Annotated in this window: 17 protein-coding genes; 11 read left to right on the top strand and 6 right to left on the bottom strand. The window is 37.6% G+C overall.

The annotated features are described in order from the left end of the window. Window positions 1–308 precede the first annotated feature (308 nt). Entirely contained in the window at window positions 309–431 is a 123-nt protein-coding gene (locus A6754_RS22420; RefSeq protein WP_082851693.1) for a GapA-binding peptide SR1P, read from the top strand. Between the two features lie 183 nt (window positions 432–614). On the opposite strand, the gene A6754_RS14440 is transcribed toward A6754_RS22420, so the two are convergent. Next, on the bottom strand, window positions 615–2090 hold the full coding sequence (locus A6754_RS14440; protein ID WP_066447041.1) for an aminotransferase class I/II-fold pyridoxal phosphate-dependent enzyme: 1476 nt from the start codon (window positions 2088–2090) through the stop codon (window positions 615–617). Between the two features lie 288 nt (window positions 2091–2378). Here A6754_RS14440 and A6754_RS14435 point away from each other — a divergent pair, with 288 nt between their 5' ends. Further along, window positions 2379–2654, top strand: coding sequence for a UPF0223 family protein (locus A6754_RS14435; protein WP_066447037.1), 276 nt, complete (start codon window positions 2379–2381; stop codon window positions 2652–2654). Between the two features lie 51 nt (window positions 2655–2705). Here A6754_RS14435 and A6754_RS14430 read toward each other — a convergent pair whose 3' ends face one another. Continuing rightward, window positions 2706–3326, bottom strand: a complete 621-nt coding sequence (locus tag A6754_RS14430) for a YktB family protein (protein WP_066447033.1) — start codon at window positions 3324–3326, stop codon at window positions 2706–2708. A 214-nt stretch (window positions 3327–3540) separates the two neighbouring features. Here A6754_RS14430 and A6754_RS14425 point away from each other — a divergent pair, with 214 nt between their 5' ends. The 3 genes from A6754_RS14425 (at window position 3541) to A6754_RS14415 (ending at window position 5254) form a co-directional block, all read left to right on the top strand. Then, window positions 3541–3735, top strand: a complete 195-nt coding sequence (locus tag A6754_RS14425) for a YkzI domain-containing protein (protein ID WP_066447031.1) — start codon at window positions 3541–3543, stop codon at window positions 3733–3735. A gap of 258 nt (window positions 3736–3993) precedes the next feature. Next, window positions 3994–4794: an inositol monophosphatase family protein gene (locus A6754_RS14420; protein ID WP_066447027.1), complete on the top strand. Its 801-nt coding sequence runs from the start codon at window positions 3994–3996 to the stop codon at window positions 4792–4794. After that, a complete protein-coding gene (locus tag A6754_RS14415; RefSeq protein ID WP_066447025.1) occupies window positions 4781–5254 on the top strand; it encodes a GNAT family N-acetyltransferase in 474 nt (157 codons plus the stop codon). The genes A6754_RS14420 and A6754_RS14415 overlap by 14 nt, the downstream gene beginning before the upstream one ends. Window positions 5255–5442: 188 nt before the next feature. Here A6754_RS14415 and A6754_RS14410 read toward each other — a convergent pair whose 3' ends face one another. Further along, complete coding sequence (locus A6754_RS14410) at window positions 5443–5628, bottom strand: YlaF family protein (RefSeq protein WP_066447023.1); 186 nt, start codon at window positions 5626–5628, stop codon at window positions 5443–5445. A 273-nt stretch (window positions 5629–5901) separates the two neighbouring features. Here A6754_RS14410 and typA point away from each other — a divergent pair, with 273 nt between their 5' ends. Continuing rightward, window positions 5902–7746: a translational GTPase TypA gene (gene typA / locus A6754_RS14405; RefSeq protein ID WP_066447020.1), complete on the top strand. Its 1845-nt coding sequence runs from the start codon at window positions 5902–5904 to the stop codon at window positions 7744–7746. A gap of 24 nt (window positions 7747–7770) precedes the next feature. Then, window positions 7771–8082 (top strand): YlaH-like family protein, encoded by a 312-nt coding sequence (locus tag A6754_RS14400; RefSeq protein ID WP_066447018.1) that lies wholly within the window; start codon window positions 7771–7773, stop codon window positions 8080–8082. Between the two features lie 136 nt (window positions 8083–8218). Here A6754_RS14400 and A6754_RS14395 read toward each other — a convergent pair whose 3' ends face one another. Next, entirely contained in the window at window positions 8219–8419 is a 201-nt protein-coding gene (locus A6754_RS14395; protein WP_066447015.1) for a YlaI family protein, read from the bottom strand. 202 nt (window positions 8420–8621) lie between these two features. Between A6754_RS14395 and A6754_RS14390 the strand changes: the two genes are divergently transcribed. Further along, a complete protein-coding gene (locus A6754_RS14390) occupies window positions 8622–9077 on the top strand; it encodes a pyridoxamine 5'-phosphate oxidase family protein (protein WP_066447012.1) in 456 nt (151 codons plus the stop codon). Window positions 9078–9173: 96 nt separating this feature from the next. Here A6754_RS14390 and A6754_RS14385 read toward each other — a convergent pair whose 3' ends face one another. Further along, window positions 9174–9815 (bottom strand): YhcN/YlaJ family sporulation lipoprotein, encoded by a 642-nt coding sequence (locus tag A6754_RS14385; protein WP_066447008.1) that lies wholly within the window; start codon window positions 9813–9815, stop codon window positions 9174–9176. A 233-nt stretch (window positions 9816–10048) separates the two neighbouring features. Here A6754_RS14385 and A6754_RS14380 point away from each other — a divergent pair, with 233 nt between their 5' ends. Then, window positions 10049–11377 (top strand): PhoH family protein, encoded by a 1329-nt coding sequence (locus A6754_RS14380; protein WP_066447005.1) that lies wholly within the window; start codon window positions 10049–10051, stop codon window positions 11375–11377. Between the two features lie 70 nt (window positions 11378–11447). Here the strand turns inward: A6754_RS14380 and A6754_RS14375 are convergent, their stop codons facing one another. Next, a complete protein-coding gene (locus A6754_RS14375) occupies window positions 11448–11945 on the bottom strand; it encodes a hypothetical protein (RefSeq protein WP_066447003.1) in 498 nt (165 codons plus the stop codon). 245 nt (window positions 11946–12190) lie between these two features. On the opposite strand from A6754_RS14375, the gene A6754_RS14370 reads away from it, so the two are divergent. Then, the gene (locus A6754_RS14370) at window positions 12191–12472 is read left to right on the top strand and encodes an Fpa/YlaN family protein (RefSeq protein ID WP_066447001.1); all 282 of its coding nucleotides are present in this window, start codon (window positions 12191–12193) and stop codon (window positions 12470–12472) included. A gap of 260 nt (window positions 12473–12732) precedes the next feature. Beyond that, window positions 12733–13935: an FtsW/RodA/SpoVE family cell cycle protein gene (locus A6754_RS14365; protein ID WP_066446998.1), complete on the top strand. Its 1203-nt coding sequence runs from the start codon at window positions 12733–12735 to the stop codon at window positions 13933–13935. Window positions 13936–13949: the final 14 nt, after the last annotated feature.

Genomic DNA, 13949 nt, shown 5'->3' with positions numbered 1-13949 from the left:
TGAAAAAAGCATACAGAGTCGTTCGGGTTTAACACTAACTTTCTTTGCGCATTGTAATAATCTCCAGTTTCCCTATGCATTCTCCAAACATCCAAATCTTCGTTCCCTTGATTAAACTCATTAACAGTCTGCTCAATTAAAAGTCATTCATATATGCTGTATTAATACTTATTATGACATACAATAATGTAAAATAATTAAATGTGTTATACAATTTGATCTTGATTTTTAAATAGTGTCATATTATTATAGATAGTAGATAAAGCGCTTTCAATAAATGAATATGATATTAAGGGAGAGATGAGCAGATGGGTACAATCGTATGCCAAACTTGTAATTCAACTATCGAACATTTCGAGGATGAAAAGGTGACTGTATTATATTCAAAAGGAAGCTGCCAATGTGACCCGCCTAATCAGCAGGAGAAGTAAGAAACCGTAAGGCTGGTGCAGTCAAAAAGCTTTACAGTGAAGAAGTTAGTTTGAAAATAGATGGTGAAAACGACCAGTTTTTTAGCAAGTAATATAAGCCGCCCAATCAGATGGGCGGCTATTTTACATATTCGAAAGGCTTCATGATCAAAGTCTGCCCGAAATTAAAATGCATTTTATCTTTTATCGAATTGCCCGGTGTTCTTTAATAACCCGCAAGTATTTAAAGTCATAATCCTCTGGCCCTTGAACTGGCAATCCTGCTTCCATATTGGTTTTAATATAACGGAGGTTATCGGTCGTGATGATTTCTCCAGGTATAAAAATTGGAATGCCAGGAGGGTACACCATGATAAATTCAGCAATAATTCTGCCTTCAGACTCATCAAATGGAACAAGCTCTGTATCCGCATAAAAAGCGTCACGCGGAGTTAAAGCAAGGACAGGAATATGAGGCAAAAGTACCTCTTGAGTCGTATTAATCTTCTCAGCTTTTCCGTGATATTCAATCGATAACTCTCTTAAAGCATTGATTAGAATATCAGCTTCCTTCTCTGTGTCTCCTGGGGTGACAATACATAAAATATTGTACAAGTCAGACATTTCAACCTCGATGTTATATCGCTCTCTCAGCCATAGTTCAACATCGAAGCCGTTAATTCCCAGTTCCTTTACAGATATAATTAACTTTGTTGGATCGTAATCATAAGCAGCATGTGTCTCTAATACTTCTTCTCCTACACAATATAGGTGATCGAGTTCATTGATGCGTTTTCGAATGGACTGTGCCAATTGAATTGTTTTTTCAATTAGTTCATGTCCTTCCGTTGCAAGTCTTTTTCTGGCAACGTCTAATGAAGCGAGAAGAAGATATGAAGTTGATGTGGTAGTTAGCATGCTTAAAATCGATTGTACGCGCTTATGTGAAACGAGATTACCTTGCATATTTAAAACAGAGCTCTGTGTCATGGAACCGCCAAGTTTGTGAACACTTGTTGCGGCTAAATCTGCTCCAGCCTGCATGGCAGACATCGGCAGGCTTTCATGAAAATGAATATGAACTCCATGTGCTTCATCGACAAGAACAGGAACATTATATGAATGTGATATTTCAACAATTTTTTTTAAGTCTGCAGATACACCAAAATACGTTGGATTAATAACAAGTAATCCTTTTGCATCAGGGTGCTGCTCAAGAGCTCTTGCTACAGAATCTGTTGTAATACCATGAGATATCCCTAACTCAGTATCAATTTCGGGATGAATAAAAATAGGAGTGGCACCAGAAAAAACAATGGCAGACATAACTGATTTATGAACATTTCTGGGTACGATAATTTTATCGCCAGGGCCGCAGACGGACATAACCATTGTCATAATAGCTCCGCTGGTTCCTTGTACTGAGAAAAATGTATGTTCAGCACCAAAAGCTTCAGCTGCCAGGTCTTGTGCCTGCTTGATCATGCCTTTAGGCTGGTGCAGGTCATCCAGAGGTCCAATATTAATTAAATCAATAGATAATGCATTTTCTCCAATAAATTCTTTAAATTCAGGGTCAATTCCTGTCCCTTTTTTATGACCGGGAATATGGAATTGTACAGGATTCTTTTTTGCATGTGCCAATAAGCCGCTAAATAACGGTGTTTCAGTTTGAGACAATGTATTTCCACACCTCTTTAAATTCTAATTTGCAATAAAACATCTGCATTATAGCATTATTCATCGCCTTTGCATAGAAACTTCATACCCCATTAGTTTTCGGGTAAAAAGGATAAAATAAACATTCTTTCATTGGAGAATTTATAATCTTGTTTAAAAACATTTTATTCCATATTTTTAGACAGAGCAAAGCCCTTACAAGCATCACAAAAAAGAAGCTTACATGTTTGCGCTGGCATTCTACTTAGAGTAAAATCAGCAGGAGATAAAACGTAAGGAGGATGACCTTTGGAATATCAATATCCGATTGAACATCATTGGAAGACTGAAGAAATTATTGATGTAATCCAATTTTATCAAAGCATTGAAAGAGCATACGAAAAAGGGATTGAACGTGAAGAACTGATGAAGTCATACCGTCGCTTTAAAGAAATTGTGCCAGGAAAATCTGATGAAAGAAATCTATGCAATGACTTTGAGGAAATGAGCGGCTATTCCCCATTTCGTACAGTAAAAGCAGCTAAGGAAACTGAAGCTGGCAATGTAGTCAAAATGAAAAAGTAAAAAACCTCCCTTGGGAGGTTTTTTGTATTTTAATGTACCATTTCACTATGTTTACGCCATTTTATAGAAGGGTAATAATTTTTTAAATACATGATCTGCAGCTGTGATAAAGTCATTGCCATTCATCTTTATAGCATCCTCACGGCTAATGTTAACGCCACAGAGAATTTCAGCTTTTTTGACAGTTTGCAGACGGATAAATAGGTTTTTAAGTTCATCTTTTGATAAATCACTGTGTTTGTAAACTCCAGGCTTCGTATGATCGCCTGACCAAACAAAATCTTTTGGAATTTCATGATAAAGTTTATCAAGATGATCCTCTAGCTTTTTACCGTATTCTTCTTTATTTGGAGCTTCATAAATCATCGCAAACCAAATGAAAACATGTGTTTCCCAAAGACCAATTTGAAAATGAGGCAGCATTTTATAACCGCGGGGGCTTGACGCAAATGCAACCCAAGTATCATTTGGCGGGTTTTTGGTTCTTCTGGCATGACGGGCAACATGCGGAAAAATCTCATTTCCAGTCTCGGCCGATAGCACCGTTGAGAAGTGTTTGCCTAAATCGTCTAGCTTTGGGCGGATGGTAGTCTTTAGAGCATCCATTCGTTCATCAAGACCATCTATAGTGAAGACCGAAAAATCATCATTTGTAAAACCTGAAAATGTCATATTGAAACCTCCTCTTACTATGTCAAATATTGTAGCATAATCTGCAGGCAAAGAAGAAATAGAATGCATGAGATTAAAAGGTAGGTTATCGCACAATTTTGTTGCAATTCAGAAGACAGAGCATAAGATAATAGTAAAAATAATCAGAAAATTTAAGACTTGAATATCTTTTAAGAAAAACTTTGTTGATAACTTGGAAGGGGTGTATTGTCTAATGAAACAACTTGTAAATTCAACCAAAACGAAAAAAAGCGAAAAGGAAAGAACAGCAGTATTAAGATTGGAACTTGATTATGAGCTGGCTACTTTATTTGATGCAATGACAAGCGAGAATGACAAGTTGAAAACAACAACAAAGCAGAAGCTTGAAAAAATCAGACATGAGCTTCTCAAGCTAAAAGCTTTATAAAATGTAGTTAAGAAGGAGAAAATGGGGAAAAATGTTCTTAATATCTATACAACAGGATTAAAAACGAACTTCCATCATTCGTGGGAGTTCGTTTATTGATGTTAAAACCAACATGAACTTCGCAATCAATGTGCAGTTGTTATATTCGTGAAACTTGAATATTTTGCAGGCTTATTTTAAGCTAAAAGTATTTTAAACAACTTGAAATAACAATCTGGAGATAAAATAAAATAGCCTATAGAAAAGGATGTTAACTATATGACAGATTTAAAAAAGATTGATACATATGCAAAAAAGTGGATTAAAGAAGCAAGTGATAGAATAAAGGATTCTTTTTCTAAAGAATTAACCATTCAGACAAAGTCACATGCTAATGATTTAGTAACGGATATAGATCAGGCAACAGAGCGTTTTTTTATCGAAAAAATTAACAGTGTCTTTCCGGAACACCGTATCTTGGGAGAAGAAGGCTTTGGAGATGATGTTCAGTCATTAGAAGGCATTGTGTGGATCATTGATCCTATTGACGGCACGATGAACTTTGTGCATCAGCAGCGTAATTTTGCTATTTCAATTGGAATCTTTGAAGATGGAGTTGGGAAAATCGGCCTCATTTATGATGTTGTTCATGATGAACTGTATCATGCCATTTCAGGTGAGGGGGCATACCTCAATGACTTAAAAATTCCTCAGATGCGCAAAACGAAACTAGCTGAATCAATCTTAGGTTTAAATGCAACTTGGGTGACAGAAAACAGACGGATTGATTCAAGTCTTTTAACACCTCTTGTAAAAAAATCCCGAGGTACACGCTCATATGGTTCAGCTGCTTTAGAAATTGTTTATGTGGCAACTGGCCGGATTGATGCATACTTAACGTTAAGGCTCGCTCCCTGGGATTTTGCGGCAGGGTTGATTATCATTGAAGAGCTTGGAGGACGTGCAACAAACCTAAGGGGAGAAAAACTTAATATGCTCGAAGGCGGCTCTGTCTTTTTTGCCAATGAAGAATTGCATGATGAGATCATGAAGGATTATCTTCATAATGGAAAATGGTAATCTTTCATGGAGAATGCTTGGAAAATCAGATTATCCCTTCTTCGAAAGTTTAATTTCACAGAGTTCAAAGTGGAAGGAAATTGAATTAGGAGATAGGACTCTTGAAACCTTTTTGAAGGATCATGAGTATGCAGGAGGGGAATGGAGAGTATGGGAACTGGGCGGAACTCCTATTTCCGTATCTCACCACACTCAGTCTTCACCTTCAAATAAAAAGCCTTGGCTTGGAACATTGCTTGTTCATTCTGGATTTAGAAGAAAAGGCTTTGGTGAAAGGATTTTAGACAAGCTCTCGGATGAAATGAAGGATAAGGGTCATAAAGCAATTTATGCGGGTGTTCCGATCATGGAAAATGAGTGGATTTCTTTCTTATCAGAATGCGGCTATGAACAATTCAAGCTTGAAAAAGACAAGCAAGATGTCCAGTATTTAATTTTTGTCAAACCGACGATGATGTAGCGTAATAAGTGATGGAGGAGGTGCAGCAGATATTGCTGCACTTTTTTCAGTTATTAAAAGTTGTAGGGAAACTAATAAAGCTGTTTAGTTTTTTATGAATTTAGGATGAAATTTAAATTTTTTATACTTTCTACTTACAAACCTGCAACACGTAAAAAGGCGTCCGCTTTGGATCGCCCTTTTAAACGCTACAATAATCCTTTTTCGCGCATTTTCTTTTTTGTCTTGAAGCCAAAACCCATTACAACAAATAAACCAGCAATACATGCTAGAATGCCTAATATACTTCTTTCACTAATGGCAATTCCAATTGCTCCAATACATATAGCAGCGGCGACCGCACAAGCTAATAAAGGCCATTGAATCTTTTTCATTATCGCCATTCCTTTCCGCAGGGCTGTTTTGTCTGTGGCGATGGCCGCATCAAAAACATGTTTGCTTACCCTTTCAATTAGATGCTTTCTGTTCTCTTTTTACCATACAATGATGGAAAAACTCTAGTAATACTCTATAAAAGCTATTCTTAATAAATATTTTACATAAAAAGCTTTTAGCTTTCTAGTTTGTTTATGGTATAATGTTTCAGTTATCGTATAAAAATGAAGCTAAAAGCTATTATTTGATAAATAGGCTAGGAGGAAAATTTTTTGAAACTCAGAGAAAATATTCGTAATATTGCTATAATCGCGCACGTTGATCACGGTAAAACGACGCTTGTTGACCAGCTTTTAAAGCAATCTGGTACATTTAGAACAAACGAGCATGTAGAAGAGCGTGCAATGGATTCAAATGATATCGAAAGGGAGCGCGGTATTACCATTTTGGCTAAAAATACTGCAATCCAGTACAAAGATACACGCATAAACATTCTTGATACACCTGGACATGCTGACTTTGGTGGAGAAGTAGAGCGTATCATGAAAATGGTAGACGGCGTATTACTAGTCGTTGATGCTTATGAAGGCTGTATGCCGCAAACTCGCTTCGTGCTTAAAAAGGCGTTAGAGCAAAACTTAACACCGATTGTTGTTGTAAACAAAATCGACCGTGACTTTGCTCGTCCTGAAGAAGTAATTGATGAAGTACTTGATTTGTTTATTGAATTAGATGCAAACGAAGATCAGCTTGATTTCCCAGTTATTTATGCATCTGCTATCAACGGAACAGCTAGTGTGGATCCAGATCCTGCAAAGCAGGATGAAAACATGCAGTCTCTATATGAGACAATTGTTGATAATATTCCAGCACCAGTTGATAACAGTGAAGAGCCGCTTCAGTTCCAAGTTGCACTTCTTGATTACAACGACTATGTCGGCAGAATCGGAGTTGGACGTGTGTTCCGCGGAACAATGAAGGTTGGTCAGCAGGTAGCTCTTATGAAGCTAGATGGCTCTGTTAAACAATTCCGTGTAACGAAAATCTTTGGTTTCTTTGGCTTAAAGCGTGAAGAAGTTCAAGAAGCAAAAGCTGGGGATTTAATTGCTGTATCTGGAATGGAAGATATCAACGTTGGGGAAACAGTTTGCCCAGTTGAGCATCAAGAGGCATTGCCGGTATTAAGAATTGATGAGCCTACTTTACAGATGACTTTCCTTGTAAACAATAGCCCATTCGCGGGTAAAGAAGGAAAATACATCACTTCACGTAAAGTGGAGGAAAGATTGCGTGCGCAGCTGCAGACAGATGTAAGCTTACGTGTTGAAAATACAGAATCACCAGATGCATGGATCGTTTCCGGCCGTGGTGAGCTTCACTTATCTATCTTAATTGAAAATATGCGCAGAGAAGGATTTGAGCTTCAGGTATCTAAGCCGGAAGTTATCATCCGTGACATTGATGGCGTAAGATGTGAGCCAATTGAGCGTGTACAAATTGATGTTCCTGAAGAGCATACAGGCTCTATTATGGAATCGATTGGAGCACGTAAAGGTGAAATGCTTGATATGGTGAATAACGGAAATGGCCAAGTGCGCTTAACTTTTAATGTGCCTGCTCGCGGCTTAATTGGTTATACAACTGAATTCTTAACGTTAACACGCGGATACGGAATTATAAACCATACATTTGACAGCTATCAGCCAGTTGTTGCTGGACAAGTAGGCGGCAGACGTCAAGGTGTGCTTGTTTCTATGGAAAGCGGCAAATCGTCTACTTATGGTATCATGCAAGTAGAAGACCGCGGTGTGATCTTTGTTGAGCCTGGTACTGAAATTTACGAAGGTATGATTGTTGGAGAGCATAACCGTGAAAGTGATCTTACTGTAAATATTACAAAAGTAAAACAAGCTACGAACATTCGTTCAGCGAACAAGGATCAGACAGCAACAATGAAAAAGCCTCGCATCATGACGCTTGAAGAAGCATTGGAATATTTGAATGACGATGAGCTTTGTGAAATTACACCTGAATCAATCCGTTTGCGCAAGAAAATTCTAGACAAGAACGAGCGTGAGCGTGTAGCGAAGAAGAAGAAACTAGCAGAAACAAACTAAGCTTTATGAGGGGGGCGAGAAGTTATGGTTGAAGAAAGATTATCTTTTTTCGCAGCTCTATTTAAAGTCCATGAAAACCCTGATTTAGGTATGTGGCTTTTGTATATTACAATAGTCCTCTTATCGATTTTAGTCTTTAAGCTAGGCTTTGCAAAAAAACTTCCTCTGGGGAAATCAGTTGTGATTTACTCATTTCTGATCCTCGGCTGTACCCTGCTTACCTTTTTAGGTGTTTTCCTGCCTGTTGCAGAAGGCCTTGTGGTTGCTGCCTTAATTTTAATTATTTATAAAATTAGGCTCCATCAGGAAAAGAAGCAGCAAGCCAGTGCAGAATAATTGTATTTTCAGCTATGATGCATTGATTTTTAAAAAAAGCCAGACGCTATAAGCGTCTGGCTTTTTTGATACCCTCTTCATTCAATCCTACTCCGTTGGATTGGAATCTGTTAGAAGTTTGGGTTTTTAGATCGATCTACCATTCATCATCACTTTTAGGGCTTTTATAAAGCCTGAAATTCCCCGTGGCAGCACGCTGCTTTGTTCTTTCTGCAATGCGGTCCTCACAAACTTTACACATATATGTATGAATAGGGCGATTGCGTAATCTTTTCGCCTCAGCAGAATCGTTTGGAATGGATTCTATTTTATCACATAGTACACATTTAACTCGCATATATTACACCTCAGTTAATAGTTCTTTCTTTTATTATAATATAACACAACTTCTGTTTCGAATTTAATTATCTCAGCAAAAGAGGGGATGGAAGTAATAAAGTGGTTACACGTCCTTGGCGGTTCCTTTTGAAAAAGGGGTGAAAGTTGAAACAAGTATTAAAAACATACTATGATAGTGATAAAGAGGAGGTGCCTTCATCATGGCTAACAGAGTTGAAAATCAATTGACAGAGCCGCTGTTCAAAGAAATGCAAAAGGAGCGTTTTGTTACTTTGGCAACAGTTGATTATGAGACAGGCGGCCCAAATGTACATGCCTTATCGTGGATAATGGCAAAGAATGAAAAAACAATTTATTTTGCAGTTGAAAGCCATTCGAGGATCATTCAGAACATAAAAGAGAATAATCAGGTCATTGTTCACATTATTGCTGATGAATCTGCTTATTCAATAGCTGGAAACACGATCATTAAAGAAGATGTTCTTAATCATCTGCCGTTAAAACTGACACTGGTTTCAATGCGAATTGATGAGGTTAGGGATGTGATGTTCTACGGAGCGAAAATGACAGTACAGCCTCATTATGATAAGACATATGATCTGGAAGCAGCTTCCCGGCTGGATGATCAGGTCATGGATGCAATGAAAAAAGCTTAGGCCGGAATTCTGAATTCCTTACAAAAGGAGTCTAAAATTCCATACATAAGCTTTTTCTTTTTATCGTCGGATTCTTTTTGTCATGTTAAATGATACCTAGTTATTTTCATTATTGCTGTTCTTAGATTCTTTTCCGTTTTTGTAATGATTAGATTGTTCCTGCTGTTTCTGTTCTAATTTTTGTTCTTGATTATTATTAAGTCTTTTATCCGGCTCTTCAGTAGCGTTGCGCGGATTCGGATCAACCATATCTGCCGGTACTTCAGGTATTAATCTGCCGGAAACATCTGCTAATTCATTCATGATGCCCTGAAGCGGCCGGCCAGCTCCAATATCATCTCTAATCTCACGCAAGCGGGCATTAATATCTGGGTCAGCTACTACCAGTGCTCTTGCACCATGCGGATCTTTTTTTAAACTTTCAGCAACTGAAAATTTAATCGAACCAACTTCAGAACGATCAAGATCCTGATTAACATCAATCCCAACGATTGCGTACTGGCCAAGGACGATGGCGGTTGCATCGTTTACGTTAGGTAAGCTTGTAGCCAGATCGACAAGGTGTTTAGAGATTTCCTGCCCTGTCTGACGATCTGTTTCCTGTATGGTGCTGTTCCGAACATTTATTGCATTTTGACCAGTATTTTGGTTTAGACCAGAAGCATTATTTTGGTTATTATTCATTCCGCATCCAGTTAATAAAAGACTGGCAAATAGTAAAAAAAGAATATACCTCATTACCTTTACCTCCAATGTTAGAATTAGACCATATTTAGTTATGGGTGAAATAAGCCTGATTTAATCTGAACCTTTCTTGATTATTGTGTAAAATATCTTCTATCTTTATGCAGAAAAACATATAGTTTACCAAAGTTCAATTTGTCCCATTCCTTTTTCCAGCAAGAAGTGTGAATGGGATCTGCAAAACATATTGCACAATACTATGGCTACGAGGGCAGGAGGCATCGGGATTGAGAAAAATTTATGTGTTAGATACAAATGTCTTGTTGCAAGACCCATTTTCCATTTATTCTTTTGAAGAAAATGAGGTGGTTATTCCAGCAGTCGTTTTAGAAGAAGTCGATTCTAAAAAAAGATATATGGACGAAATAGGCAGGAATGCAAGGCAGGTATCGAGGCTCATAGACAGCATGAGATTAAATGGCAAGCTTCATGAGAAAATTCCGCTCGAAAACGGCGGAAGCCTTCGAATTGAATTAAATCACAGATCATTTCATCAGCTTCAAGAAATTTTTGTAGAAAAAACAAATGATAACCGCATATTAGCTGTTGCCAAAAATCTCTCTCTTGAAGAAGAAACAAAAGGAAACGGCAAACCTGTGATCCTGGTAAGCAAGGACGCATTGGTTCGTGTAAAGGCTGATGCAATTGGTTTAATGAGCGAAGATTTCTTAAGTGATCGGGTAATTGAAAACGACCATATTTATACTGGGTTTTTAGAGGTATATGTACAAAAGGAAGAGTTGAATAAGTTTTATGAAAAAGGTGAGCTATTACTTGCAGATATTGTGAATCATCCCTTCTACCCAAATCAATTTCTGGTTATGAAGGATGCGTTGGGATCTTCTTCATCAGCACTTGGGATGGTTGATTCTTCTGGCAAAAAAGTTAAAAAGCTGATTTTTGACTTTGAACATATATGGGGAATTAAGCCGCGAAACGTACAGCAGACAATGGCTTTGGAATTGCTGCTGAAAAAAGATATTCCGCTGATTACTCTTATTGGAAAAGCGGGAACAGGAAAGACATTATTAGCGCTTGCTGCGGGACTAATGCAAACAGAGGACTATGGCCACTTTAAAAAACTTCTTGTTGCTAGGCCCATTGTTCCAGTTGGCAAGGATTTAGGATTTTTGCCAGGAGAAAAGGAAGAAAAGTTAAGACCTTGGATGCAGCCGATTTACGATAATCTGGAATATTTATTTAACGTCAAAAAGCCAGGTGAGCTCGATGCCATTTTGGCGGGAATGGGTTCAATTGAAGTGGAAGCACTGACATACATCCGCGGGAGAAGTATTCCAGATCAATACATTATTATTGACGAAGCGCAAAATTTAACCAAGCATGAAGTAAAAACGATTCTTACAAGAGTAGGGGAAGGAAGTAAAATTGTCCTAATGGGGGATCCTGAGCAAATTGATCATCCATATTTAGATGCATATAATAACGGATTAACCTATGTGCTGGAGCGTTTTAAAGATCAGACAGTTTCTGGTCATGTAAAACTCGTGAAGGGAGAAAGATCTGGTCTGGCTCAGCTGGCTGCCGATTTGCTCTAAAAAAAATCATGTCAAAAAGGGCTGCTTTTGCCTTTTTGACATGATTTTTAGTGATTCTCCTTTGCTGGAGCTACTTAATTTGGAATGATGAAATGTTTTTAAATGGACTATTAGAATTGCTGCCATCACCAAAATAAGCATGAATAGGTCCGTCTTCCTTCAATGGCTTTCCTTCTTTTGAAAATCCGAGAATCATACCCATTGCATCTTCTAAAGACACTTGCTCTTCTCCGTTACGGCTGATTATAATGACACTTGAAGCATCTTCATAAGGCTCTGCGTTTTTAATAAATGGGGCTAACGGAATGCCGAAGGTGCCAGTCAAAACTTTTTCTTTTTCAAACTTTTTTTCTGATTTTAGTGTAGGCGGATAAATGGCACCTTCCATGATTTCTCTGTCCCAATGCTTTGAAATAGACTTGGTGTATTCTTCCAGTGCATCCGTTTTTTCAATGGCTTCATCAAAATATGTATTTAAATCCACGCGGCGGTCATCAAAGATCCAAACACCTGGATCTAATGTTATCGGAAATTTTACATTTCCGCTAATTGATATAATATTTTCCATTACAATTCCCTCCCAGTTGTTCAGCGCTTACATATGGATAAAATTATACCCCTAATTTCTTTTATTGTCATTTTTTCAAATTGGCAGGAAAGTTGAAAGATTCAAGTGTTTAATCCGCTTATTTGAGACTATATAAATTTTTAAGACAAATTAACGGAAGCTTGTCCGTATTATTCTTGCTTTTTTTATAGGTTAAGTATAGAATTTATAGATAGGATAGTCGCTCGGAAACGGGGGGATTGATGTTGGCTTCTGAAATGATTATGGATCATAAAGAGAAAGCTAATGCACTGCTTAAAGCAGATGCTGATAAAATATTAAAACTAATTAAGGTCCAAATGGACAATTTAACAATGCCTCAGTGCCCTTTGTATGAGGAAGTTCTTGACACGCAGATGTTTGGCTTATCTCGAGAGATAGATTTTGCTGTCCGTTTAGGCTTAATAGACGATCAGGAAGGGAAAGCTATACTTGGTGAATTAGAACGTGAGCTATCAGCTCTGCATGAAGCATCAGTTAAAAAATAACTGAAAGAACTCAAACATTCATTGTGATGTTTGAGTTTTTTTACACCTGCAACTTTTTAAAAAACACTGTATTTCCCAGTTAGTTTTTTGTAACAGTAAACTTAAATAGTATGACATTATTATAGAATATTATTAATTAGTATGTTACATTAAAAGAGAACAGAATTGCTAGTTTTTGCTCTCTTCTCATGATGCAGGCAGGAAATCCTACACTTAAGTCGAATAACTATGACAACCTAGAAAATAAGGGAAGAGGACCAATGTTTAAAAAAATATTAAAATCTTATGATTACACTCTACTAGCTGTGGTTGTGCTGCTCTGTATATTTGGTCTCGTAATGGTTTACAGTTCAAGTATGGTCATGGCAGTCCAATATTATGGGCAGTCTAGCGATTTTTTCTATGAAAAACAAAAAACGAACTTAATCATCTCTGCTTTTGTGCTCATTGTTGTAGCTTTATTTCCATACAAAGCACTTATGAGCAATAAGATTCTTGTTCCAATGGTGTTTTTATCAATTATTGGGCTATCCGGCCTCTTCATAATTGGAACTGTTGCAGGAAATGCACTGAGCTGGTTTGAAGTAGGAACACGGAGTCTGCAGCCGGCAGAATTTGTCAAACTAAGTGTCATTATCTACCTGGCAGCTGTTTATGCAAAAAAGCAGCCTTACATAAATGAGTTCAACCGCGGGGTAGCACCGCCGCTTGCTTATTTAATACTGGTTTGTATGTTAATTGCAGTGCAGCCTGATTTTGGTACAGCAGCAATCATCTTTTTAATTGCTGCCACAATTATTTTTGCTTCTGGCATGAATTACAAAAATATTTTTAAACTTGGCTTAATCGGCATCTCCATTTTAGTGCCGATCGTCCTGTTGCTTAGAGAAAAAATATTCTCTGAAAAAAGACTTGGCAGATTTGAAGCCTTCATTGATCCATTTGGATCCGAACACGGCTACCAGCTCTCAAACTCTTTTATATCTTTAGGAATGGGCGGATTAAAAGGTCTGGGTTTAGGTGAGAGTGTGCAAAAATTAGGCTATTTACCAGAGGTGCATACTGATTTTATTATGGCAGTCATTGCTGAAGAGTTAGGCATTTTTGGTGTTAGTTTTGTGCTGCTGGGTTTAGGGTATATCGTTCTGAGGGGCTATTACATAGGAATGAAATGCAAAGATCCATTTGGAAGTCTGCTTGCGATCGGGATTTCAAGCATGATTGGAATTCAGGCGTTTATAAACTTAGCAGGCATTTCTGGGGTGATCCCGCTAACAGGTGTTACTTTGCCGTTTATAAGTTATGGTGGTTCTTCACTGCTGCAAATGTCTATTGCAATTGGTGTCCTTTTAAATGTATCAATGTTTGTAAAATATGAAGAAAAATATAAACATAAAGCTGAAAACCCTGTGCCTGAAAGTGCTCCGCTATATTCTAGCGGTGCTTCTATCGGGCGCAAGTAAAATAAATCATAAGA

It is taken from the genome of Cytobacillus gottheilii (genome assembly GCF_001636345.1).
Classification (GTDB): domain Bacteria; phylum Bacillota; class Bacilli; order Bacillales; family Cytobacillaceae; genus Cytobacillus; species Cytobacillus gottheilii.
The sequence above is the reverse complement of the archived record's forward strand: the minus strand, read 5'-3'. Positions and strand labels throughout refer to the sequence as shown.

Bases quoted from the DNA above. Each gene is read 5' to 3' on its own strand.
- A6754_RS22420 (WP_082851693.1), top strand. From the start codon at position 309: ATGGGTACAATCGTATGCCAAACTTGTAATTCAACTATCGAACATTTC.
- A6754_RS14430 (WP_066447033.1), bottom strand. From the start codon at position 3,326: ATGACATTTTCAGGTTTTACAAATGATGATTTTTCGGTCTTCACTATA.
- A6754_RS14425 (WP_066447031.1), top strand. From the start codon at position 3,541: ATGAAACAACTTGTAAATTCAACCAAAACGAAAAAAAGCGAAAAGGAA.
- A6754_RS14420 (WP_066447027.1), top strand. From the start codon at position 3,994: ATGACAGATTTAAAAAAGATTGATACATATGCAAAAAAGTGGATTAAA.
- A6754_RS14415 (WP_066447025.1), top strand. From the start codon at position 4,781: ATGGAAAATGGTAATCTTTCATGGAGAATGCTTGGAAAATCAGATTAT.
- A6754_RS14410 (WP_066447023.1), bottom strand. From the start codon at position 5,628: ATGAAAAAGATTCAATGGCCTTTATTAGCTTGTGCGGTCGCCGCTGCT.
- A6754_RS14400 (WP_066447018.1), top strand. From the start codon at position 7,771: ATGGTTGAAGAAAGATTATCTTTTTTCGCAGCTCTATTTAAAGTCCAT.
- A6754_RS14395 (WP_066447015.1), bottom strand. From the start codon at position 8,419: ATGCGAGTTAAATGTGTACTATGTGATAAAATAGAATCCATTCCAAAC.
- A6754_RS14390 (WP_066447012.1), top strand. From the start codon at position 8,622: ATGGCTAACAGAGTTGAAAATCAATTGACAGAGCCGCTGTTCAAAGAA.
- A6754_RS14385 (WP_066447008.1), bottom strand. From the start codon at position 9,815: ATGAGGTATATTCTTTTTTTACTATTTGCCAGTCTTTTATTAACTGGA.
- A6754_RS14375 (WP_066447003.1), bottom strand. From the start codon at position 11,945: ATGGAAAATATTATATCAATTAGCGGAAATGTAAAATTTCCGATAACA.
- A6754_RS14365 (WP_066446998.1), top strand. From the start codon at position 12,733: ATGTTTAAAAAAATATTAAAATCTTATGATTACACTCTACTAGCTGTG.